12 protein-coding genes are annotated in these 15,897 nt (G+C 66.3%); 9 read left to right on the plus strand and 3 right to left on the minus strand.

All coding sequences use genetic code 11. From position 1 onward, the window contains the following. Positions 1 to 49: 49 nt before the first annotated feature. Complete coding sequence (locus VN634_14760) at positions 50 to 736, plus strand: transposase (GenBank protein HXC52145.1); 687 nt, start codon at positions 50 to 52, stop codon at positions 734 to 736. 217 nt (positions 737 to 953) lie between these two features. On the opposite strand, the gene leuD is transcribed toward VN634_14760, so the two are convergent. Both leuD and leuC read right to left on the minus strand, forming a co-directional pair. Next, positions 954 to 1,556, minus strand: a complete 603-nt coding sequence (leuD, locus tag VN634_14765; GenBank protein ID HXC52146.1) for a 3-isopropylmalate dehydratase small subunit — start codon at positions 1,554 to 1,556, stop codon at positions 954 to 956. An 11-nt stretch (positions 1,557 to 1,567) separates the two neighbouring features. Further along, the gene (gene leuC, locus VN634_14770; protein HXC52147.1) at positions 1,568 to 2,977 is read right to left on the minus strand and encodes a 3-isopropylmalate dehydratase large subunit; all 1,410 of its coding nucleotides are present in this window, start codon (positions 2,975 to 2,977) and stop codon (positions 1,568 to 1,570) included. A 71-nt stretch (positions 2,978 to 3,048) separates the two neighbouring features. Here leuC and VN634_14775 point away from each other — a divergent pair, with 71 nt between their 5' ends. Next, positions 3,049 to 4,065: a LysR family transcriptional regulator gene (locus tag VN634_14775; GenBank protein ID HXC52148.1), complete on the plus strand. Its 1,017-nt coding sequence runs from the start codon at positions 3,049 to 3,051 to the stop codon at positions 4,063 to 4,065. 13 nt (positions 4,066 to 4,078) lie between these two features. Further along, positions 4,079 to 4,669, plus strand: a complete 591-nt coding sequence (locus VN634_14780; GenBank protein ID HXC52149.1) for a cold shock and DUF1294 domain-containing protein — start codon at positions 4,079 to 4,081, stop codon at positions 4,667 to 4,669. Positions 4,670 to 4,771: 102 nt separating this feature from the next. On the opposite strand, the gene VN634_14785 is transcribed toward VN634_14780, so the two are convergent. After that, positions 4,772 to 7,345 (minus strand): PBP1A family penicillin-binding protein, encoded by a 2,574-nt coding sequence (locus VN634_14785; GenBank protein HXC52150.1) that lies wholly within the window; start codon positions 7,343 to 7,345, stop codon positions 4,772 to 4,774. A 16-nt stretch (positions 7,346 to 7,361) separates the two neighbouring features. Here VN634_14785 and VN634_14790 point away from each other — a divergent pair, with 16 nt between their 5' ends. The 6 genes from VN634_14790 to mdoH all read left to right on the plus strand — a co-directional run bounded on the left by VN634_14790 (position 7,362) and on the right by mdoH (position 15,652). After that, the gene (locus tag VN634_14790; GenBank protein HXC52151.1) at positions 7,362 to 9,689 is read left to right on the plus strand and encodes a hypothetical protein; all 2,328 of its coding nucleotides are present in this window, start codon (positions 7,362 to 7,364) and stop codon (positions 9,687 to 9,689) included. A 75-nt stretch (positions 9,690 to 9,764) separates the two neighbouring features. Continuing rightward, on the plus strand, positions 9,765 to 9,890 hold the full coding sequence (locus VN634_14795; GenBank protein HXC52152.1) for a hypothetical protein: 126 nt from the start codon (positions 9,765 to 9,767) through the stop codon (positions 9,888 to 9,890). Then, positions 9,887 to 10,612 (plus strand): hypothetical protein, encoded by a 726-nt coding sequence (locus tag VN634_14800; GenBank protein HXC52153.1) that lies wholly within the window; start codon positions 9,887 to 9,889, stop codon positions 10,610 to 10,612. The genes VN634_14795 and VN634_14800 overlap by 4 nt, the downstream gene beginning before the upstream one ends. Then, positions 10,596 to 11,324, plus strand: coding sequence for a TerC family protein (locus VN634_14805; protein ID HXC52154.1), 729 nt, complete (start codon positions 10,596 to 10,598; stop codon positions 11,322 to 11,324). The genes VN634_14800 and VN634_14805 overlap by 17 nt, the downstream gene beginning before the upstream one ends. Positions 11,325 to 11,456: 132 nt before the next feature. Further along, entirely contained in the window at positions 11,457 to 13,016 is a 1,560-nt protein-coding gene (locus tag VN634_14810; GenBank protein HXC52155.1) for a glucan biosynthesis protein G, read from the plus strand. Further along, positions 13,013 to 15,652 (plus strand): glucans biosynthesis glucosyltransferase MdoH, encoded by a 2,640-nt coding sequence (gene mdoH, locus VN634_14815; GenBank protein HXC52156.1) that lies wholly within the window; start codon positions 13,013 to 13,015, stop codon positions 15,650 to 15,652. The genes VN634_14810 and mdoH overlap by 4 nt, the downstream gene beginning before the upstream one ends. The last annotated feature ends 245 nt before the right edge of the window (positions 15,653 to 15,897 follow it).

Raw genomic sequence — 15,897 nt, forward strand, 5'->3', positions numbered from 1 at the left:
TTGACTGCTATGACATTGGCAACCTCCTTCTGACGCGCGAGCCTGCGGCATGCCGAGAGGCCCTCGCATTGCCCCCGGAGGCTGGATCTTTCACGTCCTAAACCGTCGGTGTGGCAAGGAGAACCTGTTCGACGCGTCCCCATCCTACCGCGACTTTCTCGGGATCGTTGGCGAAGCGGCCATGCGCGATCAAATGCGAGTCCTGGCCTATTGCGCAATGCCCACGCACTGGCACATGCTCTTGTGGCCAAGAGCCGACGGCGAGCTCGCGCGCTTCGTCCAGCGTGTGACGACGCGACATACGCATCGGTGGCACCAACGACACCTGACCAAGGGTCGTGGTCATCTTTACCAGGCTCGGTACAAGAGCTTCCCGGTGCTCGCGGACGATCACCTGCTCACAGTGTGCCGGTACATCGAGCGAAACCCGCTGCGCGCCGGGCTGATCGAACCGGCCGAAGCGTGGCCGTGGTCAAGTGCCGCCGCTCGCATCCAGGCGAAAGACGACGGAGCCCTTTGTGATGTCAATGCGGTTCCACTGACGCCGCTCCCGACTGCATCGCCGCGAGACTGGAGCCGCTGGTTGAACGAACCGCAGACCGCTGCGGAGTTGGCGTCCATGCGTTCGTGCGTGCAGCGCGGGCTCCCCTACGGCGATCCTCTATGGACTGAAGATGCCGCAGCAACGCTCGGGATTCGCCTCGAGTTGGGGCGGGCCGGCCGGCCGAAGAAGTGAACCCGTGGTCGGTCGGCCTGAGCAGTGAACCACCGCCGGCAGAAGGAGGCTTTCACGTCATCCCATCCATTTCGATGAAGATGGCCATATAGAACCAGCCGGGCGCGGGCGTGTCAGAAAATCATTCTGTCCCGCAGACCCCAGCTCCAGCGATGCGGCCGGTCAGAAAATCAGTGTCTGTCCCCGATTTCCCGAAATCAGTGTCTGTCCCCGATTTCTAAAAGTGCAGGTACGGCAGGGATTCGGCGGTGCGGGCGATCTGGGGTTTGCCTTCGAGGAGCTGGCCGATCGGGTCCCATTGGCCGGTCATCAGGGCTTCGCGGGCGGCGGGCTTGATCGCGAGCGGCAGGACGAGGTCGCCGGCGCGCACCTGCTCGGCTTCGAGGTCGATCGTGATCGCGGTTTGCGGCGCCGACTCCACCAGATCGGCAAGCCGGCGGACATCGGCGGGCGTCAGCACGACGCACGGCAGGCCGAGCGTCGTCGAGTTGCCGAAGAAGATCTCCGCGAAGCCCTCGGCGATGACGGCCTTGAAGCCGGCTTTGGCGATCGCCTGCGGAGCATGCTCGCGCGACGACCCGCAGCCGAAGTTCTGGTTCGAGATGAGAATGCTCGCGCCGGCAAAGCGCGCGTCGTTCAGCGGATGCGCGAGCGCGTTGCCGTCCCTGTCGAACCGCACGTCGTGGAACAGCCGCGCGCCGAGCCCGTCGAACGTCACGCATTTCATGTACGCAGCCGGAATGATGCGATCGGTGTCGATGTCGTTGCCGGGAACGTAGACGCCGCGGCCGGTGACGGTCGTGATCTTTGCCAGTGCCATCGAATGTCTCCTCAGATCCCGAACGTCTGCCGCGCGTCGGCCACGCAGCCTTCGATGGCTGCGGCCGCCACCATGACCGGGCTCATCAGCACCGTGCGTCCGGTCGTGCTGCCCTGGCGTCCCTTGAAATTGCGATTCGACGACGATGCGCAGAACTGGTCGCCGATGAGCTTGTCGGGGTTCATCGCGAGGCACATCGAGCAGCCGGCCTCGCGCCACTCGAACCCCGCTTCGGTGAAGATGCGGTCGAGCCCTTCGGCGATCGCGGCGCGAGCGACTTCCTGTGAGCCCGGCACCGCGAGCGCGCGCACGTGCGGCGCGACCTTGCGGCCCTTCAGGTAGTGCGCGACCTCGCGAAAGTCGGACAGGCGCCCGTTCGTGCAGCTGCCGATGAAGCACACGTCGACTTTCGCACCGCGGATCGGCTTTCCGCCGTCGAGCTTCATGTATTCGAGCGCTTCGCGGATGCCGGCCGCTTCGTTCTCGTCTTTCGCGTCGGCGACGCTCGGGATGTTCTCGGTCACCGCGATCGCCTGGCCCGGATTGATTCCCCACGTCACGGTCGGCGCGATGTCGGCCGTGCTGATGCGCACGACGTCGTCGTAGTCCGCGTCCGCATCGGATGCGATCTCTTTCCAGTACGCGACCGCGCGATCCCACGCATCGCCCTTCGGCACGAACTCGCGCCCTTTCAGGAACGCGAACGTCTTCTCGTCGGGGTTGACGTAGCCGACGCGCGCGCCGCCTTCGATCGCCATGTTGCAGACCGTCATGCGCTCTTCCATCGACAGGCCTTCGATCGTCGAGCCGGCAAACTCGTACGCGAACCCGGTTCCGCCGTTGACGCCGAGCGTGCGGATGATGTGCAGGATGATGTCTTTCGCGTAGACGCCGGCACCGAGCTTGCCGTCGATCTCGATGCGGCGGACCTTGAGCGGCGCCAGCGCGAGTGTCTGCGTTGCGAGCACGTCGCGCACCTGCGTGGTGCCGATGCCGAACGCGATCGCGCCGAACGCACCGTGCGTCGAGGTGTGCGAGTCGCCGCACGCGATCGTCATGCCGGGCTGCGTGATGCCGAGCTCCGGACCGATCACGTGCACGATGCCCTGGTGGCCGGTCTCGGGTCCGAAGAAGCGTATGCCGAACTCGCCGCACGCCTTCTCGAGCGCGACCATCATCCCTTCGGCGAGCGGGTCCTCATACGGGCGCACCCGGGTATCGGTCGGCACGATGTGATCGACGGTCGCGAACGTGCGGTCGGGCCGCAGCACGCCGAGGCCGAGATCGCGCAGCATGCCGAACGCCTGCGGGCTGGTGACCTCGTGGATCAGATGGGCGCCGATGAAGAGCTGGTCGGCCCCGCCGGGCAGCCGCCGGACGGTGTGCCGGTCCCAGACTTTCCTGAAAAGACTTTTTCCCATCCGGCGAGTATCGGCCGGATCGACCGTTTAGTCTAATGAAACATTCTTAGCAGTCTGCTAAGAATGGCTTCATGTTCGACGCTTCCCTGCTGCCTGCTCTTCACGATGCGCTGACGGTTGCGCGACACGGCTCGGTCGCGCGCGCTGCGGCGGCGCTGTTCAAGACGCCGTCGGCCGTCAGCCAGCAGCTGCGCCGCATCGAGACGCAGTTCGGTGTCGCACTGTTCGAGCGCGACGGACGCGGAATCCGGCTGACGGCCGCGGGCGAAGCGTTTCTCGGAGCTGCGACCCGCCTGTTCGATGAAGCCGAGTCCGTCTACCAGGTGCTCGGCCAGATGTCGGGTGCGCCGGTTTCCACGGTGCGCATCGCCGTCAGCGATTATCTCGGAAAGGAGCTTCTCGCTCCGGTGCTTCGCGACATTCATTCGCCGGTGGCGCGATCGGCCGGCGCGCCGCCGGTTCGCGTCGCGATCACGACTGCGCATTCGTCCGATGCGGTCCGTCTTCTCGAGCTCGGACAGGTCGACGCGGCGATCGTCAGCACGGCCGCATCGCATCCGGCTCTCGACGAGCATCTGCTGTTCGAGCAACCGATGCGCTGGATCGCCGCGCGCAGGGATCCGTCGCTTCCTGTCGCCGAGCGGCTCTCGACCGAACCGGTGCTTCGGCTGTCGCCCGGAAGCCATGGCCGCGCGATCCTCGACGCATGGCTCGAGAGGAGCGACATCCATCCTGCATCGACGATCGACGTGCCCAGCGTCTCGCTGCTCGTCGCATACGCCGTGACCGGATGCGGAATCGGACTCGCTCCGGCGCTGCCGCTACGCGACGTGGATGCGCAGAAAGTCTTCCTCGCCGACGCCGACGTCGAGCCGCTGGCCGTACGCCTCGTGCTGCGCCCGAGCTTTCCCGTCGGCCCCGCGCTGGCATCGGTTCTCGAGCGGGTAAAGGCGCAGGGGATTTCGATTCGCGAGCAGTTGACCTCGCCGGCTGCCGCGCTGACCGCACGCCGCAACGCAAAAGCCGGTAAAACAGCCGCCGGATCGCGTGCGGGCTCCCGGCTTTCCCGCACAAGACGACCGCGTTAGCTTCTGCGCCTTCATGTCCTGGGGACGAGATACAGCCGATTCATCGAAACAGGCCGGACGCCTTCTGAAGTGGAACGACGGCCGCGGCTTCGGGTTCATCCTTCCGGAAGCCGGCGGCGATACGGTGTTCGTGCACATTTCGGGGTTCCTGCCCGGGGCCCGGCGTCCGAAGGAAGGTGATGTCGTCTACTACGACATCGAGCACGAACAGCGCCGGACCAAGGCCGTCAACGTGCGCATCAAGGCGCTGCCGCTGCCCGATACGGTCAAGGTCGCATACGGCGTGGGCCTTCTGTGGCTCGCGATCTTCTTTCTGTTTCTCGCCGGAGTGGTCGAGCCGGCGCTGCCGATCATCGGCTATCTCGTGATGAGCATCGTCACATTCGGCTTCTACTACGCCGACAAGAAAAGGGCCGAGACCAATCGCTGGCGCATTACCGGCACCAGCCTGCATGTGCTCGAAGCGGTCGGCGGCTGGCCCGGCGCGGTGCTCGCAATGGCGATGCTTCGCCACCTGACGCGCAAGCGCGAGCACCTGACGATGCTGTGCGCGATCATCGCGATTCACGTTGCAGTGTGGGTGGTCTGGTATCTGTTCACCTGAACGCGCGCTCGCAGCGCGTTTGGCTGCCTGCACACTCCGGCAAACCTGCGATCCGATCGAGCAAGCCTGCGATCTGACCGAGCAAGCCTGCGAGCGGATGGATCAGCCGTCCGCAGGAAACCGCGGCAGCGGCTCGCGCCGCGTCGACGCGGCGTCGCGGTCGAGATACTTCGCCGGGATCTGCCCGCGCGGAAATCCGAACCAGCCCTCGCCGATCTTGACGAGCACCGCCTCGTCCGGAATCCCGATGCGCGGCGGCACGGTCGGCTCGAGGCTGTCCATGATCTTCATCCACGCCGGCAGCGAAGTGACGCCGCCGGTTTCCTTCGGACCGATGCTTTCCGGACCGTCCGATCCGACCCAGACCGCAATGGTGTGATTGGCGTCGAACCCGACGAACCACGCATCGACGCATTCGTTGGTCGTGCCGGTCTTGCCGGCGCGATCGTAGCCTTCCTTGAATGCGCGCTTCGCCGTCCCTGTCTTGATCGGCTCGCGCATCATGTCGGCGAGCTCGTAGGCGATTCCGGCCGGAAGCGCGCGCGGCTGCGGCGCACCCGGAAGCTTTCCGACCGTCTCTCCGTCGACGACGACGTTGCCGCCGGCCACGCCGAGAAGCTTTCCCGCCTGGTCGCGGATCGAGTCGATCATGACCGGCTCGGTCGGCGCGCCCATGCGCGCGATCGTCGTGTAGGCGATCGCGAGATCCATGGGCGTCACTTCGCTGCTGCCGAGCGCGATCGACATGTCGGCACGAAGCGGCGTGCGCACGCCCATTGCGCGCGCCGTTTCGACCACGCGCCTCGGACCGAGCTCCTTCACGAAGCGCACCGAGACGGTGTTCAGGCTCTTCGCGAGCGCGTTGCGCATCGGCAGATTGCCGTAATACTTGTCCTCGTAGTTGGCCGGCGACCAGATCTTGCCGTTGCCGCCCGGCAGCGAGATCGGCGCGTCGTGCACGATGTCGAGCTGGTTCTTTCCGGACTTGAGCGCGGTCGCATAGACGAACGGCTTGAAGCTGCTGCCCGGCTGGCGCCGCGCCTGCGTGGCGCGCACGAAGCCTTCGAGCACGTCATGGTATCCGCCGACCAGCGCACGCACGCGTCCGGTCGCGTTGTCGATCACGACCGAAGCGCCTTCTGCCCACGGCTTGGGATCGAGCCTGACGGACTTGTCGTCGATCAAGCAGACCTTGAGCACGTCGCCGGTGCCGGCAACCGACGACAGCATGTGCCGGCTCTTGCCGTCGGTCCCGCGTACGGTCACCGAGCGATCGCCTTTGACGAGCGCGAACGAGAACGGTCCGGCCTGGAGATCGTCGAGACCGCGCTTGCCGACCATCGCTTCGAAACAGTCGTCGGGCCGCGGCCTCGCGACCGGCGGGATCGCCGGTATCGGTAGCGGAGCGGCAGGCTTCGCCGCACCCTTCTTGATGTTCTGGCCCGGCTTTTTCGCCGCGGCTTCGGCGAGCTTGCGAGCCTCCTCGGCCTTTGCGGCAAGCGCGGCTTCCTCGGTTTCGCGGTCGCCCGGGGCATCGAGCGATTCCGGCGAGGCAATGCGCTGGAGCCCGGCAGCGCGCGCGAGAAACGCCTGGCGCTGCGTCTCGCCTCCGAGGTGCTCGACGACGCCGCGTCGCCCGCGCCGATCGTCCACGGCATGCAGCGCATCGCGCACCGCGGTTTCGGCCGTGGCCTGCGTCGTAAGATCGAGCGGCGTGTAGACGTGGAAACCCTGGGCCAGCGGAGTGTCGCTGCCGAACAGGCGGCGGATCTCGCGACGGACTTCGGTCAGGTACGCCAGGCCGACGTCGGTGCGCGTGGGTTTCTCGATCGGAAGAACCACCGGCTCCTGTGCGAAAGTGCGAGCGTCTCCGAGCGTGATGTATCCTTCCTCGACCATGCGGCCGAGCACGTAGCTCCTGCGTGCGAGGGCACTCTCGGGATGTTTGTGAGGCGAATATCGCGTCGGCGCCGGCACGAGGCCGGCAAGCATCGCCGCCTGGCCGGCATCGAGCTCGGCCGCGGGCTTGCCGAAGTAGTCGAGGGCAGCGGCTTCAACTCCGTAATTTCCCGAGCCGAGGTAGACGTAGTTGATGTAGAGCTCGAGCAGCTCCTTCTTGGTCAGCTCGCGCTCGAGACGCATCGCGAGCACGGCTTCGCGCATCTTGCGGATGTAGCTTCGCTCTTTTCCGACGAGAAGATTCTTGACGATCTGCTGCGTGATCGTCGAGCCGCCCTGATGCACGCCGCCTTTGAAATAGTTGCTCGCGAGCGCGCGCAGGATGCCGGCGGGGTCGACACCCCGGTGAGTAAAAAACCTGCGGTCTTCGGCAGCAACGAACGCCTGCCAGATGTGGTCGGGAAGGTCCTTGATCGGAACCCAGATGCGGCGCTCGACATAAAATTCGTCGACGGGAGTGCCGGCCGCATCGTAGATCACGCAGTTCGACGGCGGCCTGTACGCCTGCACGTGCGCGAGATTTTCGGGAAGTGTCGACAGGACGTTTTGATCGAACCAGCGCGAGCCCCATACTGCACCGGCGACGCCGGCGATCATGCAGATGAGTAGCACCCCTCGCAGGAAGCGGCGCGTCCGTCTCAGCCGTACCTTCTTCTTCGGCTTCTTTGCGGGCAGCACCGGCTGGGTTTCGTCGTTCGCGATATCGTCGTTCGCCATCTTGTTTCTTATAGCAGTGACGGGTTGCCGATCCGGCACTCCTGCACCGAAAAATCCGCTCGACGATGTGTGGACTCCGTCGGAGGAGGACGTCTACCCGGCGGCGTCCGAGATCCGCATCGAGCCGATCCAGGATTTCGGGGGGCACCGTTACGCGCACGAAGTCGCGGGCATCGTGGTCGCGCTGTACGAAACGGGTCTCGCCGATCTCAGCGGCGTCGTGCCGCATTACGACCAGCACGGGCCTCCGCCCGGAATCGACCGCTGGCTGACCGGCGCATCCAAGCATTGGACCGCGAAGTTCTCGTTCGGCTACGACCGCGACGCGCTGCAGATCGTGCTGCGCCTGTGTCCGTCGAGCGGTCCGTGCAAAGGCGCGTCGGCTTCGGGTCCGCGCGAGCTTCCCGAAGGTGCGATCACCGAGCTGCTCGTATGGACGGCCGGACAGATCCACGCTCCGGTTCCCGCCGGGCTGGTCGAGGCGTGGTCGAAGCCGCTGTCGCACGATCGCTATGCGGTCCTGGTGCTCGGGCGCGCCGCGGCGTCGTGGTACGGGATGGTCGATCCGGTCAACCCGGAAGAACGCGGCATCCCGGGCAAGGATCCGCTCGCGCGTGTCGTGCTGATCGACCCTTCGCTGTCGATGGCGCACTACATCATGGCGCGCCGCGCGCTCGACATCGGGCACCAGGGTGTCGCCGTCCGTGCATTCGAGCGCGCCCGCGAAAACACGCCCGATCGCTTCGTCTACCAGGCCGCCAGTGCGGCGGCATTTGCAGCCGCAGGCCAGTGGGCCGACGCGCGCAAATCCTGGGACGAGCTCGACGCGCGCTGGCCCGACGACAGCCGTTTCGTGATCCCACGCGTCGAAACCTACCTAGCAAGCGGCATGGCCAGGGAAGCCCAGGGCGTGATCGACGAGCTTCCCGACCGCTTCGACCACGATCCCGAAATCGCACGGCTTCGCGTCGGCATCGCAGACAAGATCGGGCCGGGGCCCGACTACGAAAAACTGATCTCCGAATGGGAGACGGCAGCCGAGTACGATCCCGAGCCGGTGCGCCGCCATATCGCCCTTCGCCTGCGCGACGGCCGCTTCGAGGAAGCTTTCGAGCTTCTCCCGAAGCTCGAGGCGCGCGGCGCATCGGCCGAGGCCAAGCAGATGATGATCGCGATCGGTGCCGGGATCGGGCGTTTCGACGAAGCCGCCAGGCAGGCCGCACTCGTCGGAAGCGATTCGCTCGCGCAGCGGCTTCGGATTCGCGCGGTACTCGAGAAAGAACCGCGTAGTGTACCGCCTGCGCTGCTGAATCTCGGTGAGACCGATGCGCGGCTGCTGGCCGCGAAGCTGCTCGGACAGAGCAATCCCACGCAGGCTCTCGCCGATGTGCAGGCGATCCTGCGCGAGGACCGGTTTCTTGCCGAAGCGATCGTGCTCGAGGTCAATCTGCTCGAGAGGCTCGGACGCACCGAGGAGGCGATCCAGGCGCGAGAGCGGCTTCAGTTTGCCGATCCGGCGTTCGTATCGGGACCGCGCGTGGTGGCCGGAGCGACCGCCAAGGCTTCCGGATCATCGGCTTCCGGATCTCAGAACGGAGCTTCGTCGTCATCGCCGCCGCGACCTGGCGAAGCAGGTTTGCCCGAAGGCCGGGCTGGCGGTTCCGGTGCGCGCACGGGCGGCGCAGGAATGACTCTGCCATCGACAGAGCGCGGAGGCGGAGGAGCGGGCGCCACGCCGCTCTCCATAGACTTCGCCGGGACGCGTGCAGGCGGCGCCGCCACTGCTCCGCCCGAGGATCGCGCAGGCGGAGCGGGAGCTCCTCTGTCAGGAGCTCGTACTGCAGGTGGAGCGACTTCTCCGAATGGAACGCGCGCCGCCGGCACCGAGCCCCCTGTTTCCGGAGCGCGCGCTGCAGGCGGAGATGCGCCGTTGCCCGGGACACGACCGCTTGCCGGCGAAGCCGCACGCGCATCGGAAGCGCGACCGGTCGTGGGCGCCGGCACTCCTTTGTCGGAAGCGCGACCGGTTGCCGGTGCAGCCGCGCGCGCATCGGAAGCGCGACCCGCCGCAGGTCCCGCCGCGGCTTTGTCCGGAGCGCGACCAGCTGCCGGCGCCGATTTGTCTGCGCCGCGAGCCGTTGCACCTGTACCTGCGCCTGCTCCTGCGGCGCCGGCGCGCGCTGCCGCTGCACCGGCCGTCTTGCCGGCAGCAGCTCCAGTCGCAGGCAAAGCCCCCTCGGCCTCTTCGGGTGCCGGCGCGGGCGGCGGCGGTGGCGGCGGACCCAGAACCGTTCCGGGTGCGACGTCGGCAGGCTCGCAGCCGCACGCGTCGTCGTCCGAATAACAGATCGCGCCGGATACGAGCATCACGCCTTCGACGGGAACCGCTCCCGGGCAGAGAAACCCGCCGCCGAACGCGATGATCGCAATCAGCGGAGCGCGCTTGCGCGCGAGCGGAGAGTCGAATCTCGACTCGGTCACGAGCGCGGCCGGCGCAGGATCGGGAAATCCCGAAGCCGGCACCAGTGCAGGCTCGCAGCCGTGAAGCAGCGGCTCGACGTAATGCTCCTGCCACGACGAGGTTTCCGGATATTGCCGCACGAGGTCGTCGACCCGCGACAGCAGAGTGCTGATCTTGTGGCTGGTCTCCGGATCGAGCAGCGGCTGCACGGTCGGCTCGACGGTCAGGTTTTCGATGCGGCGTCCCTGGACGCGCGCGCTCTGCACCGCATCGCGAAAGGCCCGCCCGAGCTCGCGCGTACGCGCGCCGAGGTCGAGCAGCCAGTCGGTCTTGCAGTCGGGCGGCTCCTTGGTCAGCGCGCGCTTCTGGCCGAATTCGTTGTGCACGCGAAACATGGCGGTGCCGATCGCTTCGGCTTCGTCGACGAGGCGCTCCAGCCGCAGGATCGCTTCGTTGGCCTGCACCAGACCGGGAGCGAGGATCGACGAATCGATTCCATCCGAACGCGCGGCCAGCGCCGGGGACGCCGCCGCCAGCAGCACGGGGACTGCGAGGCACAGGAAAAGCCCGGCCGGGACCGGCGCGGACGGGAAGCTCGGGCGTGCGAACATCGCCTGCCGCGAGTACCCAACCTCCCACCACCGTTCAAACCAAAGCCGCGACCGGCCCGCTTTTTTGCCCACCCTGGCGATAGTCGCACGCGAGAACTGTACCTGTCCCGGTTTTCGCGACATCGTGCGATCGAACCCGCGATCGTTACGCGGGAACCTCGAGCCAACCCCAAACCGTATGCACTGGATCTTTGAACCCGAATCGTGGGTCGCGCTTCTGACGCTGACGTCGCTCGAGATCGTGCTCGGCATCGACAACGTCGTCTTCCTTGCGATCCTTGCCGGCAAGCTTCCGGAAGAAGAACGCGCGAAGGCGCGCTTCATCGGCCTCGGCCTCGCGATGTTCCTTCGCATCGGCCTGCTTCTCGCCTTGGGCTGGGTGATGAGCCTGACGGCGCCGCTCTTCACGCTGCTGGTCACGGAGATCTCGGGGCGCGACCTGATCCTGATCGTCGGCGGTCTGTTCCTGATCGGAAAGTCGACCTACGAGATCCATCACAAGATGGAAGACCCGAAGATGGTCGGCGGCGCCGGACGCGCGAGCTTCCTCGGTACCCTCGCCCAGATTCTGATTCTCGACATCGTCTTCTCGCTCGACTCGGTGATCACGGCGGTCGGCATGGCCAACGAGATCGCAGTCATGGTGACTGCCGTCGTCGCGGCGGTCGCGTTCATGATGGTCTTCGCCGGGGCGATCGGGGAATTTGTCGAACGTCACCCGACCATCAAGATGCTTGCGCTCAGCTTCCTGCTGCTGATCGGCACGGCGCTCGTCGCGGACGGCTTCGATCAGCACATCCCGAAAGGCTACATCTACTTCGCGATGGGCTTCTCGGTATTCGTCGAGGCGCTCAATCTCCGCAGCGGCAACCGCAGCGCGAACCACAGCGCCAAGGCCCACGATTGAGTGCGTTTCCTTGTGACCCCGGGCCGGTTCCTCAATAATCGCGCGGCTGTGGCAACGGGCGCTGTCGGGCGAACCGCGCCACACCCGCTGCAGGCCCGATCAAGGAGCCGACACACCGAGATGCAACAGTCGATGTCACGACGAGGGTCGGAGCGTTCCCGGAATACCGCCGCATACGCCGCACGGTTCCGGTCGGCCGCGCTTGCCGTCCTGCCGGTGCTGCTCTGCCCGCTGCTCGCCGCGTCGCCGGCCGGCGCGTTCAGCCTCGACGACGTTGCCAGGAAGGCGAGCTCGCTTGCCTCCCAGCCGTTTCAGGATCCCGTCGCCACCGTGCCGTCCTGGCTCGAGGAGCTGAGCTACGACCAGTGGCGCGACATCCGTTTCCGGCCCGAGCGCGCGCTGTGGCGCGACAAGGACCTGCCGTTCGAAGTGCAGTTCTTTCACCCCGGCCTGTACTACAACCGCATCGTCACGCTGAACGAAGTCGATTCGACCGGCGTGCATCCGGTCACGTTCTCGCCCGGCCTTTTCGACTACGGCAGGAACGACATCGGCAGCCGCGTGCCGCAGGATCTCGGCTTCGCCGGATTCCGACTGCACTATCCGATCAAGGCTCCCGCCTACAAGGACGAGGTCATCGTCTTTCTCGGCGCGACGTATTTCCGCGCGATCGGAAAAGACCAGGGGTTCGGACTGTCCTCGCGCGGCCTCGCGATCGATACCGCCGCGCCGTCGGGCGAAGAGTTTCCGTGGTTCAAGGAATTCTGGCTCGTGCGGCCCGCCAAGGGCGCGACCGAAGTCGAGGTCTTTGCGCTTCTCGACAGTCCGAGCGTCGCCGGTGCGTACCGCTTCGTGATCTATCCCGGCACGCAGACCATCGTCGACGTCGAAGCGCGTCTTTACCGGCGCAAGGAAATCGCCAAGCTCGGCATCGCGCCGATGACGAGCATGTTCCTGTTCGGCGAGAACTCGACGCGATGCTTCGACAACTACCGGCCCGAGGTCCACGACTCGGACGGAATCCTGCTGTACTCCGACACCGGCGAATGGCTGTGGCGGCCGCTCGACAATCCCGAGACGCTGCAGGTTCACAGCTACGAGATGACCAACCCGCGAGGGTTCGGCCTGCTGCAGCGCGACCGCGATTTTCACAACTACCAGGATCTCGAGACCATGCAGGAGAAGCGGCCGAGCGACTGGATCACGCCCAAAGGCCAGTGGGGGCCGGGCCGCGTCGAGATCGTCGAGATCCCGACCGACAAGGACATCCACGACAACATCAACGTCTACTGGGTGCCGGACCACGTGCCGCCGATCAGCGAACCGTTCACGTTCGCGTACCGCATCAATGCGTTCGGCGATGACCCGCTGCGGCCTCCGGCCGGGCGCGTGACCGCAACGCGCCGCGAGCGCGACCCGAGGAACGGAGGCCAGCGCTTCGTCGTCGACTTTCAGGGCAAGCAGCTCGAGAAGATTCCCGCCGACGACGTGCTGCGCGCGGTCGTCAGCATCAGCGGAGACGACAATGCGAAAGTCGCCTCGCAGTACGTGATCAAGAATCCCGCAACCGGCGGATGGCGGCTCGGCTTCGAGGTCGCGCCCGTCGGCAGGGCTCCGATCGAGGTCCGTGCGTATCTCGACAAGGCCGGCAGCGCGCTGACCGAGACCTGGTCGTACTCGATGATCCCATGACGACGACCGCGACGGGCAGATCCCCTTCGGCCACACGCGCCGTCTCGGAAGCCCTCGCCGCTGCTCCCGAAAGGCTCCTTCACGACTGGCGACGCGCGTACCGGCGCTCGGTCGAGTACCTGTCGCATCTCGGTGTCGACGAGAAGACGAGCGCAGAGATCGCGCAGGATGCGATCTCGCGCGCCGTCGAGCGCGAGAGCTGGGAAGCCGGTGGCGATGCGTACTCCGAAGCGCTGCGCGCAATGCGCGAGATCGTCGTCGAGCGTTACCCGCGCGCGACGGCGGCCGGGTGCGCCGACCTCGATCCGTTCACGGCGTGGCGCGTCGCTGCAGCCGCCGGGCGCACGGGCGATTCCAGCGCGACGTCTGCGCCGGTTGCATCGATGCCTCCGATCCTTCGCGGCTCGATGCCGCGTGCAAAGCTCGAGCGCCGCTTCTTCCGGCCGCAGGTGGCCAAGGCGCGCGCCGACGTCGAAGCGGTTCCCGAGGAGCACGAAACACCGGAGGCCGCGGACGAAGGCGACAGCAAGCCCGGCGGCTCGGCCCGGCGCCAGCGGCGCTGGCTCCCGTGGACGCGGCGCGCCGCACGCCGGCGGCGAATCCTGAGCACGCTGGTATTGGTGCCGAGCATCCTCGCGAGCTGGCTGATGATGAGCGTGCTGCCGGAAAAAGGCGGCAACACGATGGAGATGCTCATCGTCGTGTTCTTCGGCCTGCTGTTCGCGTGGATCTCGATCGGCTTCTGGACGGCGCTCTACGGTTTCTACACGCTGCTTCGGCGCGAAGAGCGCTTCAAGATCATGCATCTGCCGAAGGGGCAGCAGTACGCGCCGATCGACGAGTCCGCGCGCACGGCCATCGTGATGCCGATCTGCGAAGAGCCGGTCGAGCGCGTGTTCGCCGGGCTGCGCGCGATCCAGCAGTCGGTCGATCGCACGCCGAGCGGACACCGCTTCGACTTCTTCGTGATCAGCGACAGTGCGACGCCCGAAACCGGCATCCGCGAGGAAGAAGCGTGGCTGCGCTGGTGCCGGGAGACCGGCGGCTTCGGCCGCATCTTCTACCGGCGCCGCCGGATCCGCCTCAAGAGAAAGAGCGGCAACGTCGCCGACTTCTGCCGGCGCTGGGGCAGGAAGTACCGCTACATGATCATGCTCGACGCCGATTCGGTGATGAGCGGCGAGAGCCTCGAACGCCTGGTGCAGCTGATGGAAGCGCATCCGGCCGCCGGCATGATCCAGACCGCTCCGTCCGCCGTCTACCGCCGGTCGATCTTCGGCCGCGTGCAGCAGTTCTCGGGACGCGCGTACGGGCCGATGTTCACCGCAGGCCTCCACTACTGGCAGCTCGGCGACGGTCAGTACTGGGGCCACAACACGATCATCCGCATCGCGCCGTTCATGCAGCATTGCGGGCTGCCGCCGCTTCCCGGAAAACCGCCGCTCGGCGGCGACATCCTGAGCCACGACTTCGTCGAAGCCGCGCTGATGGGCCGCGCGGGTTGGTCGATCTGGCTCGCGTACGATCTGCCCGGAAGCTTCGAAGAGACGCCGTCGTCGATGCTCGAAGAGATGAAGCGCGACCGGCGCTGGTGCCAGGGAAACCTCCAGCACGTGCGCCTGCTGTTCACCGAAGGGCTCTTCGGCGCGCACCGCGCGCTGTTTCTGAACGGCGCGCTCTCGTACGTCTCGGCGCTGCTGTGGTTCAGCTTCCTGCTGCTGAGCACCGCCGAAGCGATTCACCACGCGCTCGCCGAGACGCACTATTTCCCCGACGGACGAAGCCTGTTCCCGCAGTGGCCGGTTTGGCGACCGGACTGGGCGATCATGCTGCTGGCGGTGACCGGCGTCGTGCTGTTCCTGCCGAAAGTGCTGAGCATCCTGCTCATTCTGTTTCGCGGCCAGGCGCGGATGTTCGGAGGCGCGACGCGGGTGCTGATCAGCGTGCCGATCGAGATCATCCTGTCGAGCCTGTTCGCGCCGATCCGCATGGTGTTCCACACCCGCTTCGTCATCACGAACCTGATGGGACGCACGGTCGGATGGAAGTCGTCTCCGCGCGAGGACGCCGAGACCAGCTGGACCGAAGCGATCACGCACCACGGCGCCGATACGATCTTCGCGTGCATCTGGGCAGGGCTCCTGTTCTGGCTCAGCCCCGCGTATTTCTGGTGGGTGACGCCGGTCGTCGGCGCGCTCATCCTTTCGATTCCTGTTTCGGTGCTGGTCAGCAAGATCGAGCTCGGCGACTGGGTGCGCCGCATGGGCTTTTTCGTGATTCCCGAGGAAGTCCAGCCGCCGCGCGAGCTCGACGAAGTCGATGCCAACATCGCCGCGGCCTGCGCGTCCGCGGTCCTGCGGCCCGAAGCCTGGTCCGACGGTTTCGTGATGGCCGTCGCCGATCCCGCGATGAACGCCGTGCATCGCTCGCTGCTCGGGCCGAAGCGCAGGAAGAAAGCGGCCATCCGCGAGCAGCGGCGAGTCATCATGGAGTCCGTGCTCGAGAAAGGACCGGAGTCGGCCGACCGACGCGCGCGCAACATCATCCTGAACGACCAGGACCTGATCGAAGACATTCACACACGCGTCTGGCGCTGCGACGACGACGATACGTGCCGGCGCTGGGGCATCGGCTGATTCGTGGGGCCGGACGTCGATAAGGGCCCATCTGCTGCGTTGGATTCCGGCTTCGTTCGGTCGACGTACGGGAAGTACGACTCCCTCTCTACGCCGGAATCCGCCTTGCATCTGGACCCTTCTCGACGCCCGGCTCGTAATGCGAACGCTCTCGTCGCTCGGCGTCTGCACGAGCGGCACATCGCCTGCGGCTCCGCGTGCATTCGGGAGACAATTGAGATTGTATTCGCCGACTTCGGGTCAGG

The organism is Candidatus Limnocylindrales bacterium (assembly GCA_035571835.1).
Lineage (GTDB): Bacteria > Desulfobacterota > Binatia > UBA1149 > CAITLU01 > DATNBU01.

Excerpts from the sequence above, each read along its gene's own strand:
- VN634_14760 (HXC52145.1), top strand. The coding sequence starts at position 50 with ATGCCGAGAGGCCCTCGCATTGCCCCCGGAGGCTGGATCTTTCACGTC.
- leuD (HXC52146.1), bottom strand. The coding sequence starts at position 1,556 with ATGGCACTGGCAAAGATCACGACCGTCACCGGCCGCGGCGTCTACGTT.
- leuC (HXC52147.1), bottom strand. The coding sequence starts at position 2,977 with ATGGGAAAAAGTCTTTTCAGGAAAGTCTGGGACCGGCACACCGTCCGG.
- VN634_14775 (HXC52148.1), top strand. The coding sequence starts at position 3,049 with ATGTTCGACGCTTCCCTGCTGCCTGCTCTTCACGATGCGCTGACGGTT.
- VN634_14780 (HXC52149.1), top strand. The coding sequence starts at position 4,079 with ATGTCCTGGGGACGAGATACAGCCGATTCATCGAAACAGGCCGGACGC.
- VN634_14785 (HXC52150.1), bottom strand. The coding sequence starts at position 7,345 with ATGGCGAACGACGATATCGCGAACGACGAAACCCAGCCGGTGCTGCCC.
- VN634_14795 (HXC52152.1), top strand. The coding sequence starts at position 9,765 with ATGATCGCAATCAGCGGAGCGCGCTTGCGCGCGAGCGGAGAGTCGAAT.
- VN634_14805 (HXC52154.1), top strand. The coding sequence starts at position 10,596 with ATGCACTGGATCTTTGAACCCGAATCGTGGGTCGCGCTTCTGACGCTG.
- VN634_14810 (HXC52155.1), top strand. The coding sequence starts at position 11,457 with ATGTCACGACGAGGGTCGGAGCGTTCCCGGAATACCGCCGCATACGCC.
- mdoH (HXC52156.1), top strand. The coding sequence starts at position 13,013 with ATGACGACGACCGCGACGGGCAGATCCCCTTCGGCCACACGCGCCGTC.